The sequence below is a fragment of the Faecalimicrobium sp. JNUCC 81 genome, from assembly GCF_053667625.1.
This window is the reverse complement of sequence record NZ_CM132203.1, coordinates 96,092-123,041: the sequence shown is the minus strand read 5'-3', so window position 1 is coordinate 123,041 and position 26,950 is coordinate 96,092. Positions and strand designations below refer to the sequence as shown.

Here is a 26,950-nt window from a genome sequence, read left to right as displayed (position 1 = left end):
TCTATAGTTTCTTAAAGCTAACCTTTAAGACTTCTTTTGTATTTGAATCAATTTTATAGTTTTCACTGATTCTATTATCCCCTACACACATTATTCCCTGTTCATCAGTAATTATAGGAATTTTGCATCTATCTTCTCTTGGGATTTTTAGATCTATGAATAGTTCTTTAACTTTTTTGCTTCCTCCAGCAAGTTTTATTTTATCTCCTTGCTTTCTATTTCTTACAATTATACCTCCTTTTATCTTATTAAAATCAAACCCTTTAGATGTCTTATCTATTTTTATACTTCTATATCTATCTATACTCATTGTTTGGGTTTCCATAATTAGGTTTAGCTCTTTTAATTTAATAAATCCGTTACTAGGTATATTATAACAAAATTCTATTTCTTCATTAACAATTTCTTTTGTAGTTAATATTATGATATTTTTTCTTCTATATGCAAACATTCCTCTTGGAAGAGTAATCTTTTTATCAACTTTATTTTCGTTTTCTAACTCCATAACATCTTCTATATGTTTTTGGTCTACAAAATTAGTGTCTCCTAATATTTGTTTTATAGAGTTTCTTAAGATTCTTGTTTTTATGGCATTGTGTAAATTAACATACTGTTGTAAGTTTATTTCTACAGAATCTTGGCTAATCTTACAAACTTCTTTAAATTTAGCCTTAGCCTCATTGTCAATGTAATCGCTATCATTTCTTAGGCTACTGCTCATCCTTACTATAGATTCTATTACATTTGGATTAAAATTATCCTTCATATAAGGTATTAATTCTAGTCTAATTTTATTTCTAGTATATATACTCTCTAAGTTTGTCTGATCTATTCTAGGATTTAAATTATGTTGTTCGCAATATTTCTCTATATCAATTCTATCTATATCTAGTATAGGTCTAATTATACCATTTTCTCTAATATATTCTATTCCTCTTAAACCTTGAAGTCCTGTTCCTCTCATGATACGCATTAGTATAGTTTCTGCTTGGTCATTTTGGTTATGACCTATAGCTATTTTATTAGAATGTGTCTTTTTTTTAATTTCTTCAAACATTTCGTATCTAAGCTTTCTAGCTCCTTCTTCTACAGATAGCCCATGCTTATCACAATACTCAGGTACATTGATGGATTTTACAAAAAATGTAATTCCCATTTCTTCACATATTCGTGATATATATAAAGCATCCTTTTGCGCTTCTATTCCTCTTATTTGATGATTTAAGTGTGCTGCATATACTTCTATATCCATCTGTTCTTTTAATCTTTTAAGTATGTGCAATAAACAAACTGAATCCGGTCCTCCTGAAAGACCTAATACAATTTTATCTCCTTCTTCTATCAAATTATATTTATTTATAGTACTCTGTACCTTTTCAAAAATCATATTTATACCTCTTACACTTAGTTTTTATTAACTTTTATGTATAGTTTCTATAAAAAAACTATAAACCCTTGTATCTTTTTCCAAAAGATATAAACTTTAATATTATTATTATAATACCAAATAAACTAAATAAAAGGTAGTGTTTTAAATAGCTTTATTTTAATTTATATTATTAAACATTTATTCATCTTTCTTATAAATATACTTTATTTCTTGGTTTCTACTGTTATTTCTATAACATTTCTTCCTTGGAATAAATCCATTATTTTAATATCATATTCTACATTTATCTTTATACAATTTTCCCTAGATTTATCTATATTTAGCTTTTTAGTATTTGTCTCTATTATAAATAATCCTTGTGGAGTTCTATATCTTGATATATGATTATTTTCCTTTTTTAAAATCATTACAGAATTAGTATTTCCAAATTTTTTTATGCTAACTTCATCTTCAGATATCTTTATAGTAGTTGTAACTTTTATACCCTCTTCCTCTTCTTTATATACAACAAATGTGTAATTATTTTTATTATATACATCAGCATTTGCATTTACTTTTATAGTATCTATATATCCTTTTTCATCATATTGTTTCGTAATTATGCTCAATTTTGCATTCATATTAATTTCCTCCTAAACAAGTATAAACTTTAGACTTATAAGGCCTAAAGTTTATATCAACAGTATTAGTATTTTTGTATCTCTACATTTTTTATATTTTCGATTTCTTTTTTCAAGAATTCGCCTGCTATATTAGCAAACTTTTCAGGTATATCAGAAACATAGTATTCATATAAAGCTTTTGATTTAGTTTCGTTCATTAAACCTTGTTTTTCTAAAATTCCCTTTAAATCTATAGCTGTTTCTTTAGCAGGATTAACTAATTTTATTTTTTCCCCAACAACTTCACCTATAGTTCTTTTAAGTATTGGGTAATGAGTACACCCTAATACTAAAGAGTCTATATCTTGCTTGATTAAATCATCTAGATATCTCTTAGCTGTTAAAGATGCTATATCAGTATTTGACCATCCCTCTTCAACTATAGGTACAAATAAAGGACATGCTCTATCTATTATTTTTATATCTTTATCTATTTTTCCGATTTCTAAATTATATGCCTTAGAAGTTATAGTTCCTTCAGTTCCTATTACACCAACAACTTTATTTTTTGTAGAATATGCTGCTGTTCTAGCTCCTGCCTCTATAACTCCTATTATAGGTATATCATACTTTTCATTAGCTTCTTTTAAGGCTCTAGCTGTAGCAGTATTACATGCTATAACTATAGCCTTTACATTTTTAGAAAGTAAAAAGTTTATTGCTTGAAAAGTATACTTTATAATTGTATCCTTTGACCTTGAGCCATAAGGAACTCTAGCCGTATCTCCAAAGTATACCATATCTTCATTAGGTAATATTTTCATTATTTCCTTTAAAACGGTTAATCCGCCTAATCCAGAATCAAATACACCTATTGGTCTATTACTCATAAGTCGCACCCTCTTTACTTTTTTGAATCTATAGCTAATTTAATAAGCTCGTCTATAAGATTTTGATATTCTAATCCTGTCGCTTCCCACATTTTAGGATACATACTTATATTAGTAAACCCTGGTAAAGTATTTATTTCATTTATAAATATTTCACCTGAGTTTTTATCTATAAAGAAATCAACTCTAGAAAGTCCTTTTCCATCTATTGATTTAAATGCTTCTACAGCCATCTTTCTTATACTTTCCATATCCTCTTTACTTATACTAGCTGGTATTTCATAAGTAGATGTTCCATTTATATACTTATCTTCATAGTCATAGAAATCTTTAGCTGGCTTTATTTCACCTGCTATAGATGCTTCAACTTGATCATTTCCAAGGACTGCTACTTCTATTTCTCTAGCATTTATTCCTTGTTCTAAAACAATTCTAGAGTCATATTGTAGCGCTTCATTTATTCCTTCTAAAAGTTCTTCTCTATTGTTAGCTTTTGATATCCCTACGCTAGATCCTAAGTTTGCTGGTTTAACAAATACTGGGTAATTTAATTTTTCTTCTATTTTATCTAATTGACCTTCTTTATCTTTGTTGAATGACCATTTATTAGTGTCTGTATAATTAACTTGAGGTAATCCTATTTCAGTAAATACCTTTTTACATATAAGCTTATCCATACCTACACTTGAAGCTAAAACTCCACATCCTACATATGGTATTTGGCTTATTTCAAATAATCCTTGAATAGTTCCATCTTCTCCATATGGACCATGTAAAACAGGGAATAATACGTCTATTTTTTCTACACGACCATCTTCAAATAATATTCCTACTTCTTTGTTTCCTGATGGAACTAAGTTAATTTCTACATTTTTATTAGCTAAATTAACCCATTCTCCATTTTTTATATTTTCTTCATTACCTTCGTAATACATCCATTTTCCATCTTTAGTTATTCCTATAGTTAAAACGTTATACTTTTCTTTGTCAATGTGTTTATATATTGAAGCTGATGATAATAGAGAAACTTCGTGTTCTCCTGACTTACCACCAAATATTAATGCTATGTTAAGTTTATTCATAATTGTACTCACCCTCCTGGTGTATAATTTTATCATTATCAAAATATTATATGTCTTTTATCCTCTAAATGATTATTATAGTTTATTTTAACAAAAAAAATAAAGAAGCAAAAGCTTCTTTATCTAAATTTTAAGTATTTTATTTAACTATTTCGCAAAAACATGGTTTCCTATTCTCATATATGGATCTAAAGTTCTTATCCATTTACATGTAGCTATCTCTGGATTCCAAAAGTATATGGCTTGATTAGTTGGATCTAAACCATATAAAGCTTCTCTAGCTGCTTTATATGCACTTTCTGTTGGTTGCATGTTTATTGAGCCATCATTTACTACCGAGAATGCATTTTTTTGGTATATAACATCTTTTATGCTATTTGGGAATCTTGAATCTTTTACTCTATTTATAACTACTGCAGCTACCGCTACTTGTCCTTCATAACTTTCGCCTCTAGCTTCTCCTGTAATTAATTTAGATAATAATAATAATTCCTCATTAGTTATACTTATTACTTCTTTTCTTTTTTCAACTGTATTATTTTTTATAGTTAATGGTTTCTCACTATCTTGTATTTTCATTCCCTCTGCTAGTACTTGTTGTGTAGGAATAAATACATAAATTGAAACTAATAAAGATACTATTAGTTTATAGCACCTATCCATAGTTAATGTCACTCCTTTTTGATTTGTCAATTTTTTAGAATAATTTATCTAGTATTTCAACTATTTTAAATTTAACTTGTACTCTACTTGTTTGAGCTTTATCCTTTTGAGTTATCAGTTCATATTCTTCTTTAGTTAAAACTTCTTTTAATCTTTTATCGGTTTCTTTATCTATTACTCCACTTTTATCATCTACAAAACATAATGGAGGAAACATTACACACCACCAATTTCTACCTTGACCATCTCCAATAATTATTCTTAATGCTTTATATTCACCCGCTGGAAGTACAATATTTGAGTATTGCTTAGTTGGGAAATTAGTGTACTCTATTCCTACCTTTACATCATAGCTATAACCATTTTCATTAATAATATTCTTACTTATTTTTTCTAACTGTTTATATTCACTTTTTATAATTTTTTCGCTTTCTTTTATACTGCTTGATTTAATTAGCTTCGGTTGTAAGTATTGTATAATTGCATCTCTTACTTTTAACTTTAATTCTTGATCTTCATCAGAATCACTATTTGCTAGAACATGAAATCTTATTAATTTTTCTTTATAATTTACAGATATATTATCTATCTTTTTTACTTCCCCACTTATTGTAATAGTCATAACTCCTATTACACATATTAAACTTAAAATTAATATAGTTAATCTTATTTTTACCTTTTTCATTAAATATATCCCCCTCAAAATATTTCTATTTTGAGTATGTCCAATATTTATTTTTTTATACAAAAAAGATAGAACCACTCTCACTTATACTAATCTTTAGCTATTTGTGTGAAAGCCTTCTATCTTTATCAAAATCGGTGCTCTACCATTATATAAACTGTTATTAAATATCTTTATTGTTCATAGCTCTTTCAATCATAAATTGTTCTGCTTTTTCTATATGTTCTCTAGCATGCTTTTTAGCAAGTTCATTATCTCCCTTTTTTATAGCCTCTAATATAAGTTTATGTTCGTTTACTATACTAAGAGATGAGTCATAATCCGATATATATGTAACCCTAAATCTGTATACTTGTTCCCATAAAGAATTTATTAATTGATGTAGTTTTTTATTATTTGTTGCTTTAAATATACATTCATGGAATTCAACGTCCTTTTTAAGCAATGTATCTACATCTGAAGCGATAGTAAGTTCTTCAAATTCTTTAACTATTATTTCAAGCTTTTTTATATCGTCTGGATTTATTCTTTCAGCTGCTAAAGATGCTGCTAAACCTTCTAGACTAGCTCTTATTTCTAATACATCAATTATATCCTTTAAGGACATATTAGCTACATATGCCCCTTTTCTAGGAAGCATAACAACTAATCCCTCTAATTCTAACTTTCTTATAGCTTCTCTTACTGGCGTTCTACTTACTCCTAATTGTTCCGCTAATTGAACTTCCATAAGTCTTTGACCTGGCTTTAATTTCCCCTCTAATATAGCTTCCCTTAAGTTTTCAAAAACTACGTCTCTTAACGGTTTATATTCATCTAAATTCAATTTGTTTAAATTATCCATTAATCTCAACTCCTTTTTCACTACTATTAACAACATATACTTGTTCATATTTTTCAAGTAATATCTCTTTACCCTTTAAAGCTTCTTCTTCGCTTTTAAATAATCCAAAAACCGTTGGTCCACTACCACTCATCATAGATCCTAATGCATTATTATCCATCATTATTTTTTCTATTTCCTCTATTTCTTTGTGGCGTTTACCAGTTACACTTTCAAGCACATTTACCATATGTTTTGCTACAGATTCTATATCTTCTTTTTCTAAATAATTTATCAGGTTCTTATTATTCGGCCTATCTTGAATATTATTTAGATCTAAACCTTCATAAACTTCTTTAGTAGATACAAATAAATTAGGTTTACACACCAGTATACTAACATTATGCGGTAGCCCTTTGATATATGTAAGCTTTTCACCTACTCCATAAGCTAAAGCTGTTCTTCCAGATATACAATATGGCACATCTGCACCTAATGAAAATCCGATTTCTTGTAAATCATTTTCTTCTAGATTTAAATTCCAGATTTTATTAAGACCTACTAAAACTGCTGCTGCGTTTGAGCTACCTCCAGCCATTCCAGCTGCTATAGGTATATTTTTTTGTATAAATATTTCTATTCCTTTATTTATATTAAATTTATCTTGTAATAATTTAATAGCTTTGTAAACTATATTGTTGTTATCTAAGGGCACATCTTTACTATTACTTTTTATGATTATATCGTCCGTACATAACTCTTTTATTTTTATGATGTCATACAAATCGATCGTCTGCATTATCATTTCGACTAAATGATATCCATCTTCTCTTTTCCCCAATACATCTATTGATAAATTTATTTTAGCTCTACTTTTTAATTCTATAGAATTCATTTTAGCCTCCTTGATACATAATATAATGCATGCATAACTACTAACATTATACTACAAAAAATAAGATAATAGGGGATTATAATCCCCTATTATCTTATTTTTTGTATATTTACTAATCAGCTAAAACAACTTTCTTTTCTAGTATTAAACACTTTCCTGCCTTTAACGGTTCATCTGATTTTAGTTCATTTAACTCTGCTATTTCATCTTCAGTAGTGTTATATTTTTTAGCTACATTCCAAAGACTATCTCCTTCTTTGCATATGTATACTATTATACTTGGAGCTGTAGATAAGTCATATACACCTAAATCATCACCTTTTATTATAAAACTTTCTGATTTTTTATCTATTGCTTCAGTAAATCTCTTTACTTTCATATTTAAATCTATTTGATCTCTATTTAAGTCAACATCTGCCTTTTCTATGCAAACTGTACTAAACACTTTACAAGTATCTGTTAAACTTTCTATAGTTACTTCATGCTCAAAAGGTATCTCTTCACTTATTCTATAAACTGATTTTAAACCTTCTACTGGAACATATAATACATCTACCTTTATAACACCTTGTACCACGCTATTATTATCTTCAATATATGCATTTTCTATTGATATAGAAGGACAAACACTTACTATATCTTTTATTTGCATATCATCATTAGAGTTTTTTATACTTTCTCTAACTACAAAAGTCTCAGTTCCACTACTTAATGCTTTATTAAGCTCCATTGTTCTTTGATCAAATTTTATTATTTTTTGTGGAGAGTAAGCATCTTGTAAGACTTCTCTACTTACTTCATCAGTTACTTTCACTTTACAATATACAGTACAATCTAAATCTAATATTCCTGTATTACTTTCATTATTTTGCTTAAATATATAATTTAAATCTCCCATAGATAATAAACTTTCTTCTGTCATACCTTCACAAGCACCAGGTACTTCAATAAATTGAGTAAAATCTATTCCTATTTTATCCAGTTCTACTATCTCACCATCATAAGTACAAGCTAATGGGTTTATTTCTAAAACTCCACCTACTATAACCTTATTATCAGTTACTCTACTTTCTTTTATTTTTGCAGTTGGGCTTAAGCTTATTATAGATTGAATTTCCTCAGTATTAATAGTAACAGTATCTCTTATCACACTTTCTGATTTTTCTATCCCAATTATATCTTGATAGTTTATTTCTTTTCTATGTTTTTGTATTCCTTCTACTTGAGAAACATCTTTTACTATATCTAATCTTTGCTTATCAAATAAACTTCCTCTTATATTCATAAGAGCACCAACTCTTATTTTTCTTTCATTTAATATTGTACAATCTACATGCTCAACTTCTGGAAATAACATATATTCCATATCTTGAACCACATTATCTTTTTCTATAACCTCATTTATGTCTATCCTACCATCCATACTAGAAACAGTATTTTTATCATCTGTTATGTACATAACATTATAATTAAAACTTCCCCTACAAAGTATTTTTCCATCTGTCACTTCTGTTTTTTTAAGACATATGTACCCTTCAGTTTTTACAATTTCATAAACATCTGATTTTTTATCTGGCACAACTGCTTCTGCCTCTATAAATGTTTGGTATTTTCCAAAGTCTATTCTATTGTCTACTTTTATTACATCTTTAATTAGTTCCATATTTATCCCCCCTGTAAATTAAATAAAAATATCACACTATATTTATATTTAAAAAACAAAAAAAAAATTACACCTATTTTTAATAGGTATAATTTTAACTTACATTTAATTTATTTTGATCTTTAAAAACTTGCAATTTCACATTCGATGTCAATAAGTCTGAGTAACTATATGATACTCTTGAATATCCATTTCCATCATCATCTAATTTTACAACAAACACACTTGGATAAACTTTTTCTAGTACTCCCTTTTTAGTAACAATCTGCTTTCTACCTTTATTCGCCCTTAGTAATATTTTCTTACCTAAATGTCTCTCAAGGCTTTCTCTTATTTTGTCTAGAGTTTGAACAGTAGCCATAATATCACCTTCTTTAAACGTTTGTATGTTTACATAATATCATAGATATGTTTTTTTGTCAAACGTTTAAACTAAATATTTTATATATTTTTCACTAAAAAGTCAATAGTATTTTTTAATATATACAGTATAATTTTCTAATTTTGTGTTAATATAAAATTGATTTTGGCATAGCCCATCTAAACTTACCTCTTGTTTCTAGTCCTCCGACCCCTTTAATACCAGTAACAGTCTGATCTATAACCTCATTTATAGGTACAACTATATCTATTCTTGAACATGCGATTTTTTCTACTACGAATACAGGATCTAGTGCATGTATCATTATCCTGCCTGGAGAACTCGCGTAGTTTGCACCTGCATTTATTATTTGTTCATAATTAGATTGGCACGCTCCTGCAAAAATAACTAAACTATCTATATTAGGTTGCCATTTTCTAGCCTGTTTAACCGCTTTAATAAAATTTAATGAATTTCTATAATTACTTAAATCTGTTATATTGCCTTTTCTAGAAGTTAGTGCATCATGACCTGTTATCACTAATATATCCGGATTGTGTTTTTCAAGTAATGCTCTTACTTCTTTATATTGATTCGGTTCTGGTATTGAAACTCCTACTGCTGGAATTCCCAATTCTGTATATACATCTAAACATATTTTTAAATACTCTTTATCTCCATCTATTTGAAGTACTTTTCCAGGCATGCCATAAACATTAGTATTTGCTTGAAGTTTAGGCACCGCCCTCATCATCTTTTTTTGTCTTTCTTTCGCCTTTACTAAAGATTGACAGAGTACCCCTTCTACATTTTTATCTATTAAAACATTTTTTAAATCTGGAAGTTTAACTATTTCTAAATCTTCTAAATAAGCATCCGCCATTATTCTAAAAGCTACACCTTTTAGCATTACCACTTTACGGTTATTTTCATCTACATTAAATCCTACTATTTTAAATATAATGTCTTTGTTATAAGATTTTCTTGCTACTATATCTCCTATTTTCATAGCTGTCCTCCCTAAAACTTTTTATCTTAATCTATAATATGTAGCATAGTTTCTTTTGTTACCTAAGAATATAAATGATTTTTTTGTTGAAAAATAAAATAGTTAGTGATAATATAAATATAAACTTATGTTTATGTATATAAACAAATATTTATTTTTGGTGATAATTATGACTGATAGAGAAAAAGAAATTTTAGATATTTTAAAAGAAAACCCTATGATTTCTCAACAAGAGTTAGCTAATCAGCTAAATATAACTCGTTCTTCTACTGCAGTACATATAACTAATCTTATGAAAAAAGGCTATATCAAAGGAAAAGGTTATATTCTAAAAAAGAATAATTATATAACGGTTATAGGAGGATCTAATATAGATATTCAAGGTGTTCCTAATAAAAAACTTGTTATGCACGATTCTAATCCCGGAAAAGTAGATATATCTTTAGGTGGTGTTGGTAGAAATATTGCCGACAATATATGTAGGTTAGGTGTAAGTACAAAGCTTATTTCTGCAGTTGGAAATGATTTATATGGTAATCAAATATTATCAGAGTGTAAGAGTTATGGAATAGATGTTGAAGATTTTTATATATCAAATGAGCATTCTACATCAATATACGTATCTGTATTAAATGATGCTAATGATATGCAAATTGCTATATCACACATGGATATACTAGATAAATTGGATTTGTCTTATATTTCTTCAAAACATCAGCAAATTAATGACTCTTTGGCTATAGTATTAGATACTAATCTATCTCATGAAGTAATAAACTATATTACTTCAGCTTATTCTCATATACCAATATTTGTTGACACAGTGTCTACTTCTAAGTGTATGAAAATTAAAGATATCGTAGGTCGCTTTAATACTATAAAGTTAAATAAGTATGAAGCTGAAGCTTTGTCTGGTATACAAATTAATAACATAGATGATATAAAATCATGTTCTAAATACTTCTTAAACGAAGGTGTAGAAAATGTATTTATAACGCTTGGTAAAGATGGCGTGTACTGTGAAGATAATTCACATAGCATCTATGTAGATGGTGTAAAAACTGAAATAATTAGTGCTACTGGGGCTGGAGATGCATTTATAGCAGGTCTTGTTTATAGTCATTTAAATAATTTTGACATTGAATATAGCGCTAAATTCTCTATGGCAGCATCAATAATAGCACTTTCTCATGAAAATACAATAAATCCAAACATGTCAGTAGACAATGTTGAAAAAATACTTAAGGAGATGATCTTATGTTAGAAAAATATTTACAAGTACATCCAGAAGTTCAAAAGGCAGTAGCAGCAGGACAACCTGTAGTTGCGTTAGAATCAACTATAATATCTCATGGTATGCCTTACCCTAAAAATATAGAAATGGCTAAAAACGTTAGTAAAATAATAAGAGATAACGGAGCTATTCCAGCTACTATAGCTATAATAGATGGTATATTAAAAGTTGGTCTTACTACTGAAGAAATAGAATTACTAGGAACTAGCAAAAATGTTGTTAAGGCTAGTAGAAGAGACCTTCCATTTATAATATCAAAAAAATTAACAGGAGCTACTACAGTTGCTACTACTATGATATTAGCTAATTTAGCAGGTGTTAAAGTATTCGCTACAGGTGGTATAGGTGGAGTTCATAGAGGAGCTCAAGAAACTTTCGATATATCAGCTGACTTACAAGAATTAGCTAATACTGATGTTGCTGTTATATGTGCAGGAGCTAAATCTATATTAGATATAGGATTAACTTTAGAATACTTAGAGACTAACGGAGTTCCAGTTATAGGATTTGGTACAGATGAAATGCCTGCATTCTATACAAGAAGAAGTGGTTTTGGTGTTGATTACAGAGTAGATTCTTCTATGGAAGTTGCTCAAGCTTTAAAAGCTAAATGGGACTTAAACTTAAAAGGTGGTATGGTTATAGGTAATCCAATACCAGAAGAATTCGAAATGGATTATGATACTATAAATAATGCTATAGAGTCTGCTTTAAAAGAAGCAAAAGAGAAAAACATAGGTGGTAAGAAGGTTACTCCATTCTTATTAGATAAAGTTAAAACTATAACTGAAGGTAAAAGTTTAGAGGCTAACATAGAATTAGTTTATAACAATGCTAAGGTTGGAGCTCAAATAGCTAAAAACTTATCTGATTTAAACAATAACTAATCCATTTATATTAATTTATAGTCAGCTAATAGTTAATATTATAATGAGAAATTAGTTTGTATAAAAGTTCACTTTGCTTAACAATCGCTCAAGCTTAGTGATATTTAAAAAGAGTATCTAAGAAATAATATTATTTCTTAGATACTCTTTTTTAGTCTTCTTTTAAGTTAGGTACTACTTTTTTGATTTCTTCAATCTGATGCCATGTTTTTTCTAGATTATTTTGACTTATATATTCTTTAACACTACTTAACGATGTAAATTCTTTAACTGCTAAATCATCTTCTTCATCAATAAATCTTAAAACAAACATAAGTTACCTTACTTTCCACAACACTTTTTGTATTTTTTACCGCTTCCGCATGGACAAGCATCATTTCTTCCTATTTTATCTTCTTTAACTATTGTCTTAGAATTTTTGTGTGCTTTTTGTATTTCTTTTCTTGTTTCAACTGATAATATATCATTCCATCCTGGTAAGTTATATAACCAATGAGCTTCAACAGCTACCATGTTGTAGTATAATTTTTCAACATCTATTTGTAACTTTATTTCACTATCAGCTTCTATAGTTTCTAAAGTTATATCTTCTTTTAAACTTTCGCTTATTCCATCTATGAATCCCATGAAGTATTCAACTGAAGTATTGTACTTAGCTGCTAAATCGCTAACTTTTCCTTCTACAACAAAAGTCTTAGTGTTTAAAAGTTCGTTGTATATTTCAGCTTCTACTTTTAAATACTCTTCCCAAAACTTTACTTCTGCTTCTTGATTTTCGTGATTATCACTTAAATTTCTCCATTCCGTATATAAACTCATACCTTTTTCCTCCTATAATATATCTTTTTATTTATAGTATAAATTTTTAAATTTATTTTTAATTTTATCGTATTATACCATAATTTCTTAGATTAACTCTTCTATTATATCACAATTAAATAATTCTTTTAATACTTTTATAGCATACTCTTGGTCTATAAAGAATGGACTCGATGCTATTGTTATTACTTTAGATTTAGATATAAGTTCTTTTATTCTATTAATCCTTAAATCATAGGAAATATATCTCATATCATCAGAAAATATATCTAAATCAATGTCTAATACAAATTCACCTTCTACATCTAATTCAAATCCATATGAACTATCTATTATAATTACTTCTGAAAATATATTATGCTTTAATGCAGGCTGAATAAAATTCCCTACATTAAGTACATCATTAGTATATCTAAATACATCATCTATATTCTCCATATCCACATTATAATTTTCTGATTCTCTCATATCTTTATGTTGGTCTACATGAACCAATTTACATCCTTTTGTAAACTTATGACTTTTAAGACTTTTTATCCAAAAATAAAGAGCATGATTGTGGTTATCAAATATATAAACATCTTTATTTTCCACATGATATTCAACCATATTTTTTAATCCTTTTGCTTTTATCTCTATATCTTCATCTATTTCATTAAATACTATATTTTTTCCAACGCATACATCTTCTAATGTTCCTTCTATTAATTTAGGTACATATATTTTTTTATTTTCTCTTTCTTCATAAGAAAATATATTATTTCCAGTTGGTTTGTCTATATAAAATCCTGTGTATTTATCCATATATTCTCCTTTAACTTTAGTTGTATTTGTATAAATTATTATACTATATTGTTTGTACAAAAATATATTCCTAATTTTTACTAACGTTACAAAAATGTCACGAAACTATAACCTATCAGTAAGGCTTTTTTCTAAAATTTTTAGTACAATAAATACATAGAAAACAAGTTTTAAGATTTATTTAAGACTTAAATCATAATAGTTTAAGTTTAAGATTTTATAATAAATTCATAAAATAAATATTAAGGAGGAATTACAATGATAAATTTAACACTAGCAATTATAATATTATTCCCATTAGCATTAACATTTTTAGCATATTTCTTAACTGATGGATTAGTAACAAGTGACGATTATAAAGAGGAAGAAATTCAAATGAACTATTTTGATGCTTTAGACTTATCTTCTATATATAATTAAATTTTATTTTATATAGTTTAAGTTTTATTTTTAGGAGAAATTAAAATGGTAAATTTAATATTAGCAATGTATAAAAAAGATACAGCGCAAATTATAATTTGCGCTGTATCTTTTATGTGTAATTTTATACCAAACATATTAATTCTGATTATTTTAAGTATTTGATTACATCTAATTAAGCAATATCTTAATTAACATATATACTTCTATTGTTTAATTAAATAGATCCCATGGATATTCATTAGGTGGCTCACAAACAAATTCCATTTTTTCCTTTGTTGTTGGATGCTCTATTTCTATCTTATAAGACCAAAGTGATATTTGTTGACCTACTTTATTTACATCTTGTCCATATCTTTGATCTCCAAATAAAGGATGTTTTCTACTTGAAAATTGAACTCTTATCTGATGTGATCTACCCGTTTTTAAATCTATCTCAACAAGACTAAATCCATTTTTTCTCTCTAAAGTTTTATAACTTAACTCTGCATTTTTAGCTTCTTTATGATTTTTACTAACTACACTAACCATGTTAGTTTTTTTATTTTTATAAAGATAATCTTTTAAAGTGTCCTCTGACTTATTCATATTTCCATGTATTATAGCTCTATAAGTCTTTTTAAAAGTTTTATTTCTAACTTGTTCAGACAATCTTGATGCTGATTTAGATGTTTTAGCAAATACCATTGCTCCACCTACAGGTCTATCTAATCTATGTATAAGACCTATATACACATTACCTGGTTTATTGTACTTTTCTTTTACATACTGTTTTAAAAGATTAACCATATCTTTATCATTAGTATCATCACCTTGAGATAGTATATTTACAGGTTTCTCTACAACTAATAAATGATTATCTTCGTATATAACTTTAATCATTACTTAGACTCCCATCTTCCAAATATACCACATGGAAGCACTTTTCCATCTCTTGAAGTTGGTATTCCTATTTCTCCTCCGTACACTTTTCCACCTTTTGCCTTTTTAACTACTGTAGCATCTAATATATGCTCAAGAATTATTGGAGATAATCCTGTAGTGTATGAGTTTATTAAGAAGAATAACGGTTCATCTGATAATACTTTAGTACATAACTCAACTAAACCATATAACTTTTCTTCTATTTGCCAAACTTCACCTTTTGGACCTCTTCCGTAAGAAGGTGGATCCATTATTATAGCATCATACTTGTTTCCTCTTCTTACTTCTCTCTCAACAAATTTAACTACATCATCAACTATAAATCTTACTTTTCTATCTTGAAGACCAGATGTGTGTATGTTCTCTTTAGCCCACGTTACCATACCTTTAGAAGCATCTACGTGACATACTTCTGCCCCTGCTGCTGCACAAGCAACTGTAGCTCCACCAGTATATGCAAAAAGGTTTAATACCTTTATTGGTCTATTTGCATTTTCTATTTTATCCATTGCCCAATCCCAGTTAGCCGCTTGTTCTGGGAATAAACCCGTATGTTTAAATCCAGTTGGACTTATGTTAAACTTTAAGTTTTTGTAGCTTATTACCCATTTTTCTGGATATTTCTTTTTATGCTCCCATTGTCCTCCACCTCTACTACTTCTGTGATAATGACCATGAGGATTTTTCCATAATGACCATTCAGACTGCATTGGCCACATTATTTGTGGGTCTGGCCTTCTAAGAACATAATCTCCCCATCTTTCTAATTTTTCTCCGTTACCCATATCTATAAGTTCATATTCTTTCCATTTATCTGCTAATAATAACATTGTTGCCCTCCTAAATTAATTACTCTCAATTTATGTATTATACCATATAATTACCTATATTTTTGGTATTTTCCATACTTTATATACTTTCCTTTTTATTATGTTTTTTATTATTTATAATTTATTAATTTTCATTATTTATTAACTATCTATAGGCTTTTAGCATACTATATTTTAATGGATTTTTTAAATATGAAAGGGGGTATTTTCTATGGATATGTCTCAAAATAATCCTAATTGTATATATAACTTATTGCGTACACAGTTTAATGAATCTATCGGACATGAAAACTTTTTTTATTATGACCTTCAATATCCGTCTTTTTTTAATATGAATAATGATTACTTCTACATTATGCAAACTTACTTAGATAATATAAATTCAACTATAAAATTAGATGTTGATACATTTATTAAAGGTCTTCAGGAGGAAGAAAGAGAATATAATCAAGTTGCTGAGCAAAATAACACACCTCTTAGAGTTTACAAAGCCAAGTCAACATTTGCTGTTTCGTTTAATAAAAACCATATTTTAAGTGTTTCTTTAAGTCTTCTTGGTTTAATAGATTCAAAGGAAACTATTTATAATTTTTTATATAACTATAATTATGACTTACTTACAGGCAATGAAATTTTTATAAAAGATGTTTTTAATGAAGGTGTTAATTATATTGAAGTAATTACTAATTATGTAAAATATAAAATTAATCAAAATCCTCAAATGTATTATCCTGAAATTGATATTGAAATTCCAGATGATCAAGCATTTTATCTAGCTGATGATGGTATAGTTATATACTTTGGTGTTGACGAGGTAGCACCTAGTGAATATGGTATAATTAAGTTTAAAATGATGTTTAGTAAATTTGCACCTTATATAAATCCTCGTTTTTATTGTACTGAACCTCAGACACCAGGTCCTATTCCTAGACCAAGAAATAGATCATATAGAAGGTTTTAATATAAAAAGGTAAAGGTATGAAGTTATAATTAACTTCATACCTTTTTAATTGTTAACATTTATTATTCAGCTATGTTATATACTTCTAATCCGGCATCTTTTATTTCTTTTTTCTTAACTTCTACTAATGCTTTTAATGTATCTAAAGATGTCATTATTTCTGTTGAGAATTCAGTAGCAGTTCTTCTTATCTTAAATCCATCTCTATTTGAGTCATTACCTTTAGTTGGTGTATTTATTACTATATCTACTTCTTTATTTCTTATAGCATCTAATATGTTTGGTCTAGCTTCTTCCACTCTATTAACTATATCTGCATCTATTCCATTTTCTATTAATGATTTAGCTGTACCTTCTGTTGCAACGAAAGTATATCCTAATTCTTTCATATCTTTTGCTATTTCCATAAATTCATCTTTATCATAATTATTTATAGTAGCAAGTACTACACCTCTCTTATCAGACATAGTTTTACCCGCTGCTAAGAATCCTTTGTATAGTGCTTCTTCTAAGTTTTCACCTACACCTAAAACTTCTCCTGTAGATTTCATTTCAGGTCCTAAACTTACATCAACTCTAGCAAGTTTAGACATAGAAAATACCGGAACCTTAACTGATACTAATTTAGGCTCTTTATAAACTCCTGTACCATATCCCATATCAACTAATTTTTCACCTAACATACATCTAGTAGCTAAATCTACTATAGGTACATTACTTACTTTACTTATATATGGAACTGTTCTACTTGCTCTTGGATTAACTTCTATTATGTATAATTCATTTTGGAATTCTATAAACTGGATATTAACCATTCCAAGTACATTAAGCTCTAATGCGATCTTCTTAGTATAATCTAGTATTTTAGCTTTTATTTCATCACTTACGTTTTGGCTAGGATACATAGTTATACTATCTCCAGAGTGAACTCCAGCTCTCTCTAAATGTTCCATTATCCCAGGTATTAATATGTTTTCTCCATCACATATTGCATCAACTTCTATTTCTCTACCTGTTAAGTACTTATCTATAAGTACAGGGTTTTTCTTATCTCTTTTAAATGCACTTTCTAAGTACATAGATAACTTAGTTTCATCGTAAGTTATTTCCATACCTTGACCTCCAAGTACGTATGATGGTCTAACAAGTACTGGGTAACCTAATTTCTTAGCTTCTTCAACACCTTCTTCAACCGACCATATAGCCTTACCTTTTGGTCTATTTATATCAAGTTTTTCTAATAATTCTTCAAATTTTTCTCTATCTTCTGCAGCATCTATATCTAAAAAATCAGTTCCTAATATTTTTATCTTCTTTTCATCTAAGAACTTAGCTAATTTTATAGCTGTTTGACCACCAAATTGAAGTATTACTCCATCTGGATTTTCTTTTTCTATTATATTTAATACTTCTTCTTCTGTTAATGGTTCAAAGTATAATTTATCTGATGTATCAAAATCTGTACTTACTGTTTCTGGGTTGTTGTTTATTATTATTGTTTCTATTCCTTGTGCTCTTAGAGATTTTACACAATGAACTGAACAGTAATCAAATTCTATACCTTGACCTATTCTTATAGGACCAGAACCAAGTACTATAACTTTTTTCTTATCACTTATTTCTACTTCATCATATTGTTCATAAGTTGAGTAGTAGTATGGAGATAATGCATCAAACTCTCCTCCACAAGTATCAACCATTTTATATGCTGGTTGTATGTTATATAATCTTCTTAATTCACATAGTCTTTCTGGGCTTATCTTCATTAAATCTGCTATACCTTTGTCAGAGAATCCTTTTTTCTTTAATTCTAGTAAATAATCCTTATTTAAATCTTCGATTTTCATTCCCTTTAGTTTTTCTTCTTGCTCTACTATCCATTTAAATTTATTTATAAACCACTTATCTACTCCAGTGATTTGTTCTATCATTTCTATTTTATATCCTCTTCTTATCATTTCAGCTAAATCAAATAATCTTTCATCATCAGGAACCACAACACTCTTCTTTAATGCTTCTATGCTTTTTTCTTCTGACTCAGCATGAACTAAAGAGTATTTTCCTATTTCAAGAGATCTTATTCCTTTAAGTATAGCAGCTTCAAAGTTACTTCCTATACTCATTATTTCTCCTGTTGCCATCATCTTTGTTCCTAATTTTCTATTAGCTTGCTTAAATTTATCAAATGGCCACTTTGGTATCTTAACTACTACATAGTCAAGTGTAGGTTCAAAACATGCATAAGTCTTCTTAGTTACTGCATTTTCTATTTCATCTAATGTATAACCTAAAGCTATTTTTGCTCCAACTTTTGCTATTGGGTAACCTGTAGCTTTTGATGCCAGAGCTGATGATCTAGAAACCCTTGGGTTTATTTCTATTATTGCATATTCTAAACTAGTTGGGTTAAGAGCTATCTGTACGTTACATCCACCTTTAACTTCTATAGCATTTATTATGTCTATAGATGCTTTTCTAAGCATTTGATATTCTTTATCGCTTAAAGTTTGACTTGGTGCCACAACTATACTATCTCCTGTATGGACTCCAACAGGATCTATATTTTCCATATTACATACAGTTATACAGTTTCCATTACCATCTCTGATTACTTCATATTCGATTTCTTTCCAACCTTTTATACTCTTTTCAAGTAAAACTTGGCTAACTGGACTTAATTGTAATCCTTGAGTAAGTATTTCTGTTAACTCTTCAACAGTTTCAGCTATACCTCCACCAGTTCCACCTAATGTGTATGCAGGTCTTACAACTACTGGGTATCCAATTTTATTTGCAAATTCTAAACCATCTTCTAAATTAGTTACTATATCACTAATTACAACTGGTTGATTAATTTCTCTCATTACCTCTCTAAAAGTATCTCTATCTTCACCTTTTTTGATAGATTCTACCGAAGTTCCTATTATTTGTACATTGTACTTTTCTAAGATTCCAGCATCATGAAGTTCAACAGCTAAGTTAAGTCCTGTTTGACCACCCATTCCTGCTAATAAACTATCTGGTCTTTCTTTTTCTATTATTTTTTCTATAAATTCGATTGTTAATGGTTCTATATATATTTTATCTGCTACTTCTTTATCAGTCATTATCGTAGCAGGGTTACTATTTACTAATACAACTTCTACTCCCTCTTCTTTAAGAGCTTGACAAGCTTGAGTTCCAGAGTAATCAAACTCTGCTGCTTGCCCTATTATTATAGGTCCTGAACCTAATACTAAAGTCTTTTTTATACTATCTATTTTAGGCATAATTTTTCTCCTTATCTAATTAACGATTTTTTATAATTCTAAGTTTAATCCCCTTAAGTTGTACAAATACATAGAATATTTATACTAATTCTAAGAACTTGTCGAATATATAATCGTTGTCTTTGGGTCCTGGACAAGCTTCTGGATGATATTGAACACTGTATATAGGTAATTCTTTATGTCTCATTCCTTCTACAGTATTGTCATTTAGGTTTATGTGAGTAACCTCCATGTTTTCAGGCATTTGTGATACATAATAACCATGATTTTGAGACGTTATAAATATTTTATTTTCTTCTAAGTCTTTAACTGGATGGTTTCCACCTCTATGTCCAAACTTTAATTTAGATGTTTGACCACCTAATGTTAAAGCTAGTAATTGGTGTCCTAAACATATTCCAGCTATTGGTTTTTTACCAATTAAATCTTTTATATTTTCTATAACATCTTCTAAATCTTCTGGATCTCCAGGTCCATTTGATAAGAATATTAAATCAGGATTTACTCCTAATACTTCTTCTGTTTTAGTAGTTGCAGGGAATACTGTTATATCACAATTTCTTTCTTTGAAAGATCTTAATATATTCTCTTTTACTCCAAAGTCCATAACAGCAACTTTAGTCCCATCACCTTTTATGTACTCAACTTCTTTTCTAGTTACAGTTTTTACTGCTTGTGTATTATCAAAAGATTCTAATTTAGATTTAACATCTTCTAAAGATGAATTTTCTAAAGTTATTATCCCTTTCATTGTTCCATTATTTCTTAATATTTTTGTTAAAGCTCTTGTGTCTATTCCTTCAAGACCAATAACTTTATTTTGCTTTAAGTATGTATCTATATCCATTTCGCATCTAAAGTTATTAGGTGCGTCACTTTTTTCTCTTACTATAAATCCTTTTACATGTACTCCCTTTGATTCTACATCTTCAAGATTTATTCCATAGTTCCCTATAAGTGGATAAGTCATTGTTACTATTTGACCATAGTATGACGGGTCTGTTAATACTTCTCCATAACCTGTCATAGAAGTGTTAAATACTACTTCTCCTACACTGTCTTGTAAGTATCCAAATGCTTTACCTTCAAATATTGTTCCATCTTCTAATATTAATTTTCCCCTCATTTGACCTACCTCCTAAGCGTTTTCTATTTCATTTACTATACTTATTGCAGCTTCTTTTGGATTTTCTGCTTTAGTTATAGGTCTTCCAACTACTAAATAGTGAGCCCCTTTATTTATTGCATCAGCTGGAGTAACAACTCTTTTTTGGTCTCCTGCTTCAGCAGTCTTAGGTCTTATTCCTGGGCATACTGTTACAAAGTTAGAACCACATGCCTCAACTATTTTATCTACTTCTTTAGCTGAACAAACTATTCCATCTATTCCAGATTCTTTAGCTAATTTAGCTCTCTTTATAGCTAATTCTTCTGTAGTCATATTGCACCCTATATCAGATAAATCTTTATCGCTTAGTGATGTTAAAACTGTAACCCCTACTATTATCGGCTTTTCTATATTCAATCTCTCTGCTTCTTCTTTAGCAGCTATAGCACATTGTCTCATACCTTCCATATCAGATACATGTATTGTCATTAACCATACATTATCTCTTACTGCAGCTCTTACTGCGCTTTGCATAGTATTTGGTATATCATGAAACTTAAGGTCTAAGAAAATTTTCTTCCTTTTTTCATTTAAGTAATCCACTGTCTTCCCTCTAGTTGCTACGTATTGTTCAAGTCCCACTTTAAATATATCAACGCTATCTTCTAATTTATCTATTAATTCCTTAGCTTTATCAAATTCATTAGTATCAATTGCAACTATTAACTTTTCTTTTCCATTTATCATTGTAATTTCTCCTTCTTTAATAAAGCCCAAAACAAAAATTCGCTGTGCTCATTTCTCCAACGACTTCGTCCGTTGCTAAAAAAATCCTTACACCAAAAAGAGGTATAAGGATTTTATCTATGCAGATATCTTTCCCAGCCTCTCAGGACTAGTTTAAAAGACTTTATTATATTTTTATTTTATATTTTCAGTAAAAAATTTCATTAAAAAACCTCTAACTAATCCAGCTAGAGGTTGTAAATACAAGTTTAAATAATTGTTTATATTTAACCTTTTTAGCCTCTCTGGACTACTTTCAAGGAGTTTTATTGTTAGTTTTAATTGCTTCATATCCTCTCTGGGATATTTTAAAGCTTTATCTTTGTATACAATTATCACATTTATTCCTTTTTGTGTCAACTATTCTTTCAATTATTCTTTATATTTTATAATAAATTTAATCAATATGTCGTCAACATGAGCAAAGTAAATTTTTTATTATTGCTATTTTAAAGTAACTGTCATGAAATAATCTTTCCCCATCTTCTTCTTAGCTTTTGTTTTTTCATAGCTTACATCTATTCCATATTTATCACACGCTATATCAAAATGTCTAAGAGCTATTCCCATACTTATCTTACTCATATTTTCAATAACCTTTTTCTGTCTTTCTTCATAAATATATAACTCATCTTGCTTATTATAAAACATCCATGGTTGGCAATTTTTTATAGAAGGTGATAGTCTTACTGCATTTAAAACTTTAATCCATTTTCTATCTAATTTTCTAGCTATATGTTTTATACGCTTTCTATCTATCTTTGAATCTTCATCTATAGATTTAAACAATCTTTCATTTCTTTCAGGATATCCAAAAGCTATTATAGAAACTGGTTCTTCTAAGTTTTGATCTACGTTTTCTTCATCTTCTTCATAATCATTTGCTTCTTCTAATTCAATAAATTCTAATATGTCTTCTCTTTTCAATTTACATTCTAGCCAACAAGTAGCTATCCCCAAACTGGTTAACTTTAAAACTACGCTTTCCATAGCATACCCTATATTTTGTAAGTAATCATCTCCCTTGTTAGATGTTACAACAATATAGTGAGGTGCCTTTATGCTACATTTTCTCCCCATTAGAAAATTAATTAAATGTCCTCTTTCTACTACATGAGCTTTAATATTCAAATTTTTATTTAAATAATCAATATTGTTACATATATATTTTATTTCTTCTATTAAACCCTCTTTTACATTTATATTAGAATATTTTTTTGTAGTTTTTCTATAAAAAATAGCATCGTATATATCCATTATGTCCTCCTCATTACTATACATCTATAGTAATTTTTATTATTCCTTCAAATTTCATTAATATTTTACAAAATCATATATTATATTATAAATTCTTTTTAAGTTTTTGTATATTTCAATACTGTAATTTATTTAAAAATAAAAAAGACATAGATTAAATCTATGCCTAAATTTATATTTATAATTTATTTTTTATTTTCTTCCATATACTGTTTCCAGTCGCCATTTTTAACTTCAACTAATTTATCATCTTTATTATAATCTGCTGATGGATTATACTCATAGTAATATGCTTTTATAACCGTACCTTCTGCAATCTTTACATTTACAATTTTTCTATTATATTCATTTTCACTCTCTTGTCCTTTTTCATAAGCTTCTAGTTCATCAAGTTCTTTTAATACAGATTCAAAATCTTTAAATGTCATTAATTCTCCAGCAACTTCTCCATCTCCTGGTACTACTGCTGGATATCCTTTATTTTCTATATGGAATAAATCTCCATTTATTGTTCCTTTTATACTTTCTTTAACTTTACCATCTAAGTGAGTTTTATAATTGAACATATCACTTCTTAGACTCCCGTATACGAATACTCTTTCAACTTTTATATTGTCCATATACAATTTCCAATCACCATTTTCAACCTCTATTAGTTTATCATCTTTATTGTAATCTGCTGATGGGTTGTACTCATAGTAATATGCTTTTTCTATACTACCATCTTCAAGTTTTACATCTACAATCTTTCTATTATATTCATTTTCAGTTTCTTCACCTTCTACATAAGCTTCTAATTCATCTAAGTCTTTTAATGTGGATTTGAAATCTTTAAATGTCATCAGCTCCCCTATTACTTCTCCATCTCCTGGTACTATAGCTGGATATCCTTTATTATCTAAGTGAAATAAATCTCCTTTAATTGTAGCTTTTTTATTTTCCTCAACTTTTCCATCTAAATAAACATCATAGTTAAACATGTCACTCCTTAAGCTTCCATAAACAAATACCTTATTTATATTTTCAACTTCTTCTTTAGGAGTACTACATCCAGTTAAAGTTAATATAAGTGCAGATAATAAAGAACCTAATAAAATTTTTTTCATTGTCTTTCCTCCAAATTTATTTTTATTTATATAAGTTTAGTTATTGTAAATATTTAGTATTTATATATATTCGTTTTGTTTTTCTAAGTATTAAGTTAAATATAACTAAACTTACCCTTTCTTAAAATAACAAATTATATTTTATATGTCAATATAATTAAAGTTTAAAATGATTTTTTAATATATTTTATTTAGATTTTTAGTATCATTAATACAAATATGTACTAAAATATAATTAAAAGAATTTTTTACCACATAATAGGAGGTCATAATATGAATTTTGAAAGAAATTTAGATGAATATGCTAAACTAGCAGTTAAAGTCGGTGTAAATATACAACCAAATCAAACATTGCTAGTTAGATCACCAATAGAATGTGCACCATTTGTAAGAAAAGTTACAGAACACGCTTATAAATGTGGAGCTAAAAATGTACATATCGAGTGGTCAGATGAAGAATGTACTTTAATCAAATATTTAAATGCGCCTGAAGAAACATTTAATGAGTTCCCAAAATGGACAGCTGATCAATATGTAGATATAGCAAAAGAAGGAGGAGCATTTTTAACTATTTATGCTCAAAATCCTGACTTATTAAAAGATGTTGATCCTCAAAGAGTAGCAAACTTCCAAAAAGCTTCTGCTATGGCTTTAAAGGAATGGAGATCTTATACTTTATCTGACAAGTGTAAATGGAGTATAGTTTCTGTTCCAACACAACCTTGGGCTAAGAAAGTGTTCCCTGATTTAGATCCAAAAGAAGCTGTAGAAAAGTTATGGGATGCTATATTTAAGTGTTCAAGAGTCGATGGTCAAGATGCTGTTGAAGCTTGGGCTAAGCACAATGCAGATTTAAAACTAAGAATGAATTTCTTAAATGACAAAAACTTTAAAACTTTAAAATATAAATCTTCTAAAACTAATCTTACTTTAGATTTACCTGAAGGTCATATATGGTTAAGTGGGGCTTCTGAGGACCCAAGTGGTGTAGAATTTAATGCTAATATGCCAACTGAAGAAGTTTTCTCTATGCCTCATAAATTTAAAGTAAATGGAGTTGTTCATAGTACTAAGCCACTAGTTTATGGTGGTAATGTTATAGATAATTTTGCCTTAACTTTCAAAGATGGTAAGATAGTAGACTTTACTGCAGAGAAGGGTAAAGAAACGTTAGGAAAACTTATAGACACAGATGAAGGTTCTCATTATTTAGGAGAGGTTGCATTAGTTCCATTTAAATCACCTATATCAGATACTAATATAGTATTTTACAATACTTTATATGATGAAAATGCATCTTGCCACTTTGCGCTTGGTTCTGCATATAGAACTTGTATAGAAGGTGGAGATGAATTAAAAGATGATGAACTAGATAATTATGGTGTAAATAATAGTTTAACTCATGTTGACTTTATGATTGGATCATCAGATTTAGATATAATTGGTATAACTCATGATGAAGAAGAAGTTCAAGTATTCAAAGACGGAAATTGGGCTTTCTAATAAAAATTTTAATTATAAATAAAAAAAGTATCCACATATATGGATACTTTTTTTATTTGAATTTTTAATTCACACCGTATATTCAATATTTTACCAAAAAAAAATATAAATTAATAGTCTTTTAATATTAGTATTTAAGCTCTACAATTAAATCATAAATAAGATTATAAAAACACCACTACATAAGAGGTTAAAGGTATAACTTTAAAATGAATTAATTTACTAATTTCATCCAAGTAAATACTTGGAGTTAATTAAATAAAGATTAAATATTGGAGGATTGTACTTATGGAATTAAAAATAACTTCTAAAAAAATTGAATTAACTGATGCTATAAAATCAAAGATAGAAAATACATTTATGAAGCTAGAAAAATATATAAATGATGACACAGATATTCACGTTAAAATTGATGTTAAGAAGAAAAATCAAAAGATTGAAGCAACAATATTCACTAAAAGTGGTACAATTCTTAGAGCTGAAGATTCAGAGGAAAATCTATATTCTGCAATAGATATAGTTTGCGATAAACTTTATAAACAAATTAGAAAATTAAAAACTCAACTATCTAGAAAAAATAGAAGAAATGAAAGTATAAGATTTGATAATATAGAAGACCCTATAGCTTATGATATAGAAGAAGGAAATAATATAAAGAGAAGAAAGAAATTTACACTAGATAAACCAATGACAGCAGAAGACGCTATTGTACAAATGGATTTATTAGGTCACAACTTCTTTATTTTTAGAGATTTAGATACTGAAGATGTAAGCATAGTATATAAAAGACATGATGGTTATGGGCTAATCGAGCAATTCTAATTGCTTAATATATGAAAAAAGGTATTATCTATTAATGATTAATCTCATTTTAAGATAATACCTTTTTAATGTTGACGACAAATTTTTTTATATTAAT

27 protein-coding genes are annotated in these 26,950 nt (G+C 28.2%); 6 read left to right on the top strand and 21 right to left on the bottom strand.

What is annotated here, in order from left to right; all coding sequences use genetic code 11:
* Window position 1: 1 nt before the first annotated feature.
* The 11 genes from tilS to yabG form a co-directional block, all read right to left on the bottom strand.
* A complete protein-coding gene (tilS, locus tag JNUCC81_RS00655; protein ID WP_454094898.1) occupies window positions 2–1,387 on the bottom strand; it encodes a tRNA lysidine(34) synthetase TilS in 1,386 nt (461 codons plus the stop codon).
* Window positions 1,388–1,593: 206 nt separating this feature from the next.
* Window positions 1,594–2,010, bottom strand: coding sequence for a DUF1934 domain-containing protein (locus JNUCC81_RS00650; protein WP_454094897.1), 417 nt, complete (start codon window positions 2,008–2,010; stop codon window positions 1,594–1,596).
* Window positions 2,011–2,075: 65 nt separating this feature from the next.
* A complete protein-coding gene (murI, locus tag JNUCC81_RS00645) occupies window positions 2,076–2,882 on the bottom strand; it encodes a glutamate racemase (protein ID WP_454094896.1) in 807 nt (268 codons plus the stop codon).
* 14 nt (window positions 2,883–2,896) lie between these two features.
* On the bottom strand, window positions 2,897–3,964 hold the full coding sequence (locus tag JNUCC81_RS00640; RefSeq protein WP_208332323.1) for a D-alanine--D-alanine ligase: 1,068 nt from the start codon (window positions 3,962–3,964) through the stop codon (window positions 2,897–2,899).
* Window positions 3,965–4,111: 147 nt separating this feature from the next.
* On the bottom strand, window positions 4,112–4,627 hold the full coding sequence (locus JNUCC81_RS00635; RefSeq protein ID WP_454094895.1) for a cell wall hydrolase: 516 nt from the start codon (window positions 4,625–4,627) through the stop codon (window positions 4,112–4,114).
* Between the two features lie 34 nt (window positions 4,628–4,661).
* On the bottom strand, window positions 4,662–5,312 hold the full coding sequence (gene spoIIR / locus JNUCC81_RS00630; RefSeq protein ID WP_454094894.1) for a stage II sporulation protein R: 651 nt from the start codon (window positions 5,310–5,312) through the stop codon (window positions 4,662–4,664).
* Between the two features lie 163 nt (window positions 5,313–5,475).
* A complete protein-coding gene (locus tag JNUCC81_RS00625; protein WP_208332320.1) occupies window positions 5,476–6,156 on the bottom strand; it encodes a GntR family transcriptional regulator in 681 nt (226 codons plus the stop codon).
* Complete coding sequence (gene ispE / locus JNUCC81_RS00620) at window positions 6,149–7,030, bottom strand: 4-(cytidine 5'-diphospho)-2-C-methyl-D-erythritol kinase (RefSeq protein WP_454094893.1); 882 nt, start codon at window positions 7,028–7,030, stop codon at window positions 6,149–6,151. Before ispE ends, JNUCC81_RS00625 begins: the two co-directional genes overlap by 8 nt.
* A gap of 112 nt (window positions 7,031–7,142) precedes the next feature.
* Complete coding sequence (locus JNUCC81_RS00615; RefSeq protein WP_454094892.1) at window positions 7,143–8,693, bottom strand: DUF3794 and LysM peptidoglycan-binding domain-containing protein; 1,551 nt, start codon at window positions 8,691–8,693, stop codon at window positions 7,143–7,145.
* Between the two features lie 94 nt (window positions 8,694–8,787).
* On the bottom strand, window positions 8,788–9,054 hold the full coding sequence (locus JNUCC81_RS00610) for a Veg family protein (RefSeq protein WP_454094891.1): 267 nt from the start codon (window positions 9,052–9,054) through the stop codon (window positions 8,788–8,790).
* Between the two features lie 148 nt (window positions 9,055–9,202).
* On the bottom strand, window positions 9,203–10,063 hold the full coding sequence (gene yabG / locus JNUCC81_RS00605; protein WP_454094890.1) for a sporulation peptidase YabG: 861 nt from the start codon (window positions 10,061–10,063) through the stop codon (window positions 9,203–9,205).
* Window positions 10,064–10,232: 169 nt separating this feature from the next.
* Between yabG and JNUCC81_RS00600 the strand changes: the two genes are divergently transcribed.
* Together JNUCC81_RS00600 and JNUCC81_RS00595 are read left to right on the top strand one after the other, a co-directional pair.
* Window positions 10,233–11,327, top strand: coding sequence for a PfkB family carbohydrate kinase (locus tag JNUCC81_RS00600; RefSeq protein ID WP_454094889.1), 1,095 nt, complete (start codon window positions 10,233–10,235; stop codon window positions 11,325–11,327).
* A complete protein-coding gene (locus tag JNUCC81_RS00595; RefSeq protein WP_454094888.1) occupies window positions 11,321–12,244 on the top strand; it encodes a pseudouridine-5'-phosphate glycosidase in 924 nt (307 codons plus the stop codon). The genes JNUCC81_RS00600 and JNUCC81_RS00595 overlap by 7 nt, the downstream gene beginning before the upstream one ends.
* A 151-nt stretch (window positions 12,245–12,395) precedes the next feature.
* Here JNUCC81_RS00595 and JNUCC81_RS00590 read toward each other — a convergent pair whose 3' ends face one another.
* From JNUCC81_RS00590 to JNUCC81_RS00580, 3 genes are all read right to left on the bottom strand, one after another.
* Window positions 12,396–12,557: a hypothetical protein gene (locus tag JNUCC81_RS00590; protein ID WP_173399947.1), complete on the bottom strand. Its 162-nt coding sequence runs from the start codon at window positions 12,555–12,557 to the stop codon at window positions 12,396–12,398.
* Window positions 12,558–12,565: 8 nt separating this feature from the next.
* Window positions 12,566–13,063 (bottom strand): SEC-C metal-binding domain-containing protein, encoded by a 498-nt coding sequence (locus tag JNUCC81_RS00585; protein WP_454094887.1) that lies wholly within the window; start codon window positions 13,061–13,063, stop codon window positions 12,566–12,568.
* An 87-nt stretch (window positions 13,064–13,150) separates the two neighbouring features.
* Window positions 13,151–13,867 (bottom strand): UPF0489 family protein, encoded by a 717-nt coding sequence (locus tag JNUCC81_RS00580; protein ID WP_454094886.1) that lies wholly within the window; start codon window positions 13,865–13,867, stop codon window positions 13,151–13,153.
* Between the two features lie 258 nt (window positions 13,868–14,125).
* Between JNUCC81_RS00580 and JNUCC81_RS00575 the strand changes: the two genes are divergently transcribed.
* Entirely contained in the window at window positions 14,126–14,287 is a 162-nt protein-coding gene (locus JNUCC81_RS00575) for a hypothetical protein (protein ID WP_208332077.1), read from the top strand.
* A 213-nt stretch (window positions 14,288–14,500) separates the two neighbouring features.
* Here the strand turns inward: JNUCC81_RS00575 and JNUCC81_RS00570 are convergent, their stop codons facing one another.
* Both JNUCC81_RS00570 and JNUCC81_RS00565 read right to left on the bottom strand, forming a co-directional pair.
* Complete coding sequence (locus JNUCC81_RS00570) at window positions 14,501–15,169, bottom strand: RluA family pseudouridine synthase (protein WP_454094885.1); 669 nt, start codon at window positions 15,167–15,169, stop codon at window positions 14,501–14,503.
* Window positions 15,169–16,041: a class I SAM-dependent methyltransferase gene (locus tag JNUCC81_RS00565; RefSeq protein ID WP_454094884.1), complete on the bottom strand. Its 873-nt coding sequence runs from the start codon at window positions 16,039–16,041 to the stop codon at window positions 15,169–15,171. The genes JNUCC81_RS00570 and JNUCC81_RS00565 overlap by 1 nt, the downstream gene beginning before the upstream one ends.
* A gap of 211 nt (window positions 16,042–16,252) precedes the next feature.
* Between JNUCC81_RS00565 and JNUCC81_RS00560 the strand changes: the two genes are divergently transcribed.
* Window positions 16,253–17,002: a DUF3298 domain-containing protein gene (locus JNUCC81_RS00560; protein ID WP_454094883.1), complete on the top strand. Its 750-nt coding sequence runs from the start codon at window positions 16,253–16,255 to the stop codon at window positions 17,000–17,002.
* A 62-nt stretch (window positions 17,003–17,064) separates the two neighbouring features.
* On the opposite strand, the gene carB is transcribed toward JNUCC81_RS00560, so the two are convergent.
* The 5 genes from carB to JNUCC81_RS00535 all read right to left on the bottom strand — a co-directional run bounded on the left by carB (window position 17,065) and on the right by JNUCC81_RS00535 (window position 24,528).
* On the bottom strand, window positions 17,065–20,271 hold the full coding sequence (gene carB, locus JNUCC81_RS00555) for a carbamoyl-phosphate synthase large subunit (protein ID WP_454094882.1): 3,207 nt from the start codon (window positions 20,269–20,271) through the stop codon (window positions 17,065–17,067).
* Between the two features lie 79 nt (window positions 20,272–20,350).
* Window positions 20,351–21,397 (bottom strand): glutamine-hydrolyzing carbamoyl-phosphate synthase small subunit, encoded by a 1,047-nt coding sequence (gene carA / locus JNUCC81_RS00550; protein WP_454094881.1) that lies wholly within the window; start codon window positions 21,395–21,397, stop codon window positions 20,351–20,353.
* A gap of 12 nt (window positions 21,398–21,409) precedes the next feature.
* Window positions 21,410–22,126 carry an orotidine-5'-phosphate decarboxylase gene (pyrF, locus tag JNUCC81_RS00545; RefSeq protein WP_454094880.1) on the bottom strand — a complete coding sequence of 239 codons (717 nt, stop codon included), beginning with the start codon at window positions 22,124–22,126 and terminating at the stop codon, window positions 21,410–21,412.
* A gap of 483 nt (window positions 22,127–22,609) precedes the next feature.
* Window positions 22,610–23,422, bottom strand: a complete 813-nt coding sequence (locus JNUCC81_RS00540; protein WP_454094879.1) for a nitroreductase family protein — start codon at window positions 23,420–23,422, stop codon at window positions 22,610–22,612.
* A 185-nt stretch (window positions 23,423–23,607) separates the two neighbouring features.
* A complete protein-coding gene (locus JNUCC81_RS00535; protein ID WP_454094878.1) occupies window positions 23,608–24,528 on the bottom strand; it encodes a gamma-glutamylcyclotransferase family protein in 921 nt (306 codons plus the stop codon).
* A 273-nt stretch (window positions 24,529–24,801) separates the two neighbouring features.
* Between JNUCC81_RS00535 and JNUCC81_RS00530 the strand changes: the two genes are divergently transcribed.
* Both JNUCC81_RS00530 and hpf read left to right on the top strand, forming a co-directional pair.
* Entirely contained in the window at window positions 24,802–26,031 is a 1,230-nt protein-coding gene (locus JNUCC81_RS00530; RefSeq protein WP_454094877.1) for an aminopeptidase, read from the top strand.
* 288 nt (window positions 26,032–26,319) lie between these two features.
* Window positions 26,320–26,853 carry a ribosome hibernation-promoting factor, HPF/YfiA family gene (gene hpf / locus JNUCC81_RS00525; RefSeq protein ID WP_454094876.1) on the top strand — a complete coding sequence of 178 codons (534 nt, stop codon included), beginning with the start codon at window positions 26,320–26,322 and terminating at the stop codon, window positions 26,851–26,853.
* The last annotated feature ends 97 nt before the right edge of the window (window positions 26,854–26,950 follow it).

Bases quoted from the DNA above. Each gene is read 5' to 3' on its own strand.
- tilS (WP_454094898.1), bottom strand. From the start codon at position 1,387: ATGATTTTTGAAAAGGTACAGAGTACTATAAATAAATATAATTTGATA.
- JNUCC81_RS00650 (WP_454094897.1), bottom strand. From the start codon at position 2,010: ATGAATGCAAAATTGAGCATAATTACGAAACAATATGATGAAAAAGGA.
- murI (WP_454094896.1), bottom strand. From the start codon at position 2,882: ATGAGTAATAGACCAATAGGTGTATTTGATTCTGGATTAGGCGGATTA.
- JNUCC81_RS00640 (WP_208332323.1), bottom strand. From the start codon at position 3,964: ATGAATAAACTTAACATAGCATTAATATTTGGTGGTAAGTCAGGAGAA.
- JNUCC81_RS00635 (WP_454094895.1), bottom strand. From the start codon at position 4,627: ATGGATAGGTGCTATAAACTAATAGTATCTTTATTAGTTTCAATTTAT.
- spoIIR (WP_454094894.1), bottom strand. From the start codon at position 5,312: ATGAAAAAGGTAAAAATAAGATTAACTATATTAATTTTAAGTTTAATA.
- JNUCC81_RS00625 (WP_208332320.1), bottom strand. From the start codon at position 6,156: ATGGATAATTTAAACAAATTGAATTTAGATGAATATAAACCGTTAAGA.
- ispE (WP_454094893.1), bottom strand. From the start codon at position 7,030: ATGAATTCTATAGAATTAAAAAGTAGAGCTAAAATAAATTTATCAATA.
- JNUCC81_RS00615 (WP_454094892.1), bottom strand. From the start codon at position 8,693: ATGGAACTAATTAAAGATGTAATAAAAGTAGACAATAGAATAGACTTT.
- JNUCC81_RS00610 (WP_454094891.1), bottom strand. From the start codon at position 9,054: ATGGCTACTGTTCAAACTCTAGACAAAATAAGAGAAAGCCTTGAGAGA.
- yabG (WP_454094890.1), bottom strand. From the start codon at position 10,063: ATGAAAATAGGAGATATAGTAGCAAGAAAATCTTATAACAAAGACATT.
- JNUCC81_RS00600 (WP_454094889.1), top strand. From the start codon at position 10,233: ATGACTGATAGAGAAAAAGAAATTTTAGATATTTTAAAAGAAAACCCT.
- JNUCC81_RS00595 (WP_454094888.1), top strand. From the start codon at position 11,321: ATGTTAGAAAAATATTTACAAGTACATCCAGAAGTTCAAAAGGCAGTA.
- JNUCC81_RS00590 (WP_173399947.1), bottom strand. From the start codon at position 12,557: ATGTTTGTTTTAAGATTTATTGATGAAGAAGATGATTTAGCAGTTAAA.
- JNUCC81_RS00585 (WP_454094887.1), bottom strand. From the start codon at position 13,063: ATGAGTTTATATACGGAATGGAGAAATTTAAGTGATAATCACGAAAAT.
- JNUCC81_RS00580 (WP_454094886.1), bottom strand. From the start codon at position 13,867: ATGGATAAATACACAGGATTTTATATAGACAAACCAACTGGAAATAAT.
- JNUCC81_RS00575 (WP_208332077.1), top strand. From the start codon at position 14,126: ATGATAAATTTAACACTAGCAATTATAATATTATTCCCATTAGCATTA.
- JNUCC81_RS00570 (WP_454094885.1), bottom strand. From the start codon at position 15,169: ATGATTAAAGTTATATACGAAGATAATCATTTATTAGTTGTAGAGAAA.
- JNUCC81_RS00565 (WP_454094884.1), bottom strand. From the start codon at position 16,041: ATGTTATTATTAGCAGATAAATGGAAAGAATATGAACTTATAGATATG.
- JNUCC81_RS00560 (WP_454094883.1), top strand. From the start codon at position 16,253: ATGGATATGTCTCAAAATAATCCTAATTGTATATATAACTTATTGCGT.
- carB (WP_454094882.1), bottom strand. From the start codon at position 20,271: ATGCCTAAAATAGATAGTATAAAAAAGACTTTAGTATTAGGTTCAGGA.
- carA (WP_454094881.1), bottom strand. From the start codon at position 21,397: ATGAGGGGAAAATTAATATTAGAAGATGGAACAATATTTGAAGGTAAA.
- pyrF (WP_454094880.1), bottom strand. From the start codon at position 22,126: ATGATAAATGGAAAAGAAAAGTTAATAGTTGCAATTGATACTAATGAA.
- JNUCC81_RS00540 (WP_454094879.1), bottom strand. From the start codon at position 23,422: ATGGATATATACGATGCTATTTTTTATAGAAAAACTACAAAAAAATAT.
- JNUCC81_RS00535 (WP_454094878.1), bottom strand. From the start codon at position 24,528: ATGAAAAAAATTTTATTAGGTTCTTTATTATCTGCACTTATATTAACT.
- JNUCC81_RS00530 (WP_454094877.1), top strand. From the start codon at position 24,802: ATGAATTTTGAAAGAAATTTAGATGAATATGCTAAACTAGCAGTTAAA.
- hpf (WP_454094876.1), top strand. From the start codon at position 26,320: ATGGAATTAAAAATAACTTCTAAAAAAATTGAATTAACTGATGCTATA.